The sequence below is a fragment of the Flavobacterium riviphilum genome (genome assembly GCF_055231795.1).
This window is the reverse complement of record NZ_JBUYSY010000039.1, coordinates 1-1,448: the sequence shown is the minus strand read 5'-3', so window position 1 is coordinate 1,448 and position 1,448 is coordinate 1. Positions and strand designations below refer to the sequence as shown.

The 1,448-nt window shown below is 29.3% G+C and carries 2 protein-coding genes; both read left to right on the top strand.

Annotated elements, in window-relative coordinates; translation table 11 throughout:
• The first annotated feature begins 158 nt into the window (after nucleotides 1-158).
• Entirely contained in the window at nucleotides 159-977 is an 819-nt protein-coding gene (locus ACZIX2_RS14190) for a hypothetical protein (protein WP_463340750.1), read from the top strand.
• Between the two features lie 152 nt (nucleotides 978-1,129).
• Complete coding sequence (locus ACZIX2_RS14185; protein WP_463340749.1) at nucleotides 1,130-1,369, top strand: hypothetical protein; 240 nt, start codon at nucleotides 1,130-1,132, stop codon at nucleotides 1,367-1,369.
• The last annotated feature ends 79 nt before the right edge of the window (nucleotides 1,370-1,448 follow it).

The window sequence follows — 1,448 nt, the reverse complement described above, 5'->3', positions numbered from 1 at the left end:
GCTGCTGTCGGGGCTAAAAGGAAACATTTTTGATGATTTGAGGAAAAAAAATACAGCGAAACGAACATTCTTTACCAACCAATTAGATTATAATTAGAGAAAGTTTGTTTCACCTACATACAAGTTATGTGATAGTCAAACGAAATCAAGAACTTACAATGAAAATTTTAAGCCATATAGATATTGAAAACATAAAAGAAAATTCAAAATCTAATCCTGTATTTAAATATTATGGATTAAGAAAAATAATTAGTCCCAAAATGAATTGGAAAGAAGTTGTTGCAGTTTCGGACAAAGGTTTGATTTTCATTAAGGGGAATAGTGACACAGGCTATCAGCACATTAACGAAAGACATAACTTTTGGTCCATAAAACCTTATTCAAATGGTAAAGAATTTCAGGCACAAAGTAAGTTTCCTCAAGATATGGCTCCATATGAATTTGTAAAAATAGCTGATTCAATATATTCGTTAGAAAATTTTGTAGTCAGAAATGAACATACAGAAGCAGATAAATTTGAAAAATACTTTGGCGATTATTCTTTCGATGGAGAAAATTTTGAAAAAGTGAATCTCATACTTTATAAAAACACAAAAATAGTTCATTCCTTATACCCACAGAATAAAAGATACAATAAAAACAAAAACAAAACTAAATACCCCTATACACGTGGACAAGTAAAAGTTACAACTGATGTTTCTTTGAGGATAACTGAAATTTTTGTTCCTTTTTTAGACCTAAACTTACATCAAAAATATGGTCTTGTAATTGACCAAACAAAAGAAGAAGACATTGAAGATTGGAATATTCTTTACTTTAATGAGAAAGGAGAGTATGAAGGGCATTTACTTTTTGCTACTAAACCCAAAACAAAATTTAGAGGTGATACATCAGCTCAAATAACATTTCAACATTGTAATTTAAAAATTGTTGAGGATTTTTTACTTGAAATGGACAAAACCAACAAAACAAAATGACCATCACATAACTGCTACAACGGATTTGGACAATTGGCTTAATGAAAAGTTGATTTTATATTTGGGATGATTCTGTAAACATTTGAATATTAGTTTTTTTATACTTAAACCGAATGTAGCAATATGATGCTAACAATATTCTAAAGAACAAAATGACTACAGAACAAGTAATAGGATTTACAAAATTGCTAAGCAAAATCGTTTTTTTGGTAATAACTTGTTTATTATCATTTGCGTATGTTACAGCTTTGTCAATGAAAATTGAACATCCAAACTTTAAAAATTTACCAATAAGTGATTTTTTTATTTTTGGTACTATTCTAATTGCAATGATTTTTATTAACCTGAAAGTATTTGGGATATTAAAAACCCGCTCTAAAAAGTCTAATTAACTCGTCGTACAAACCGCTCGAATGCGCCAAATTGCTTAAGTTGGCAATCCATATTCACAACGTTGTTACCACAGCAAAC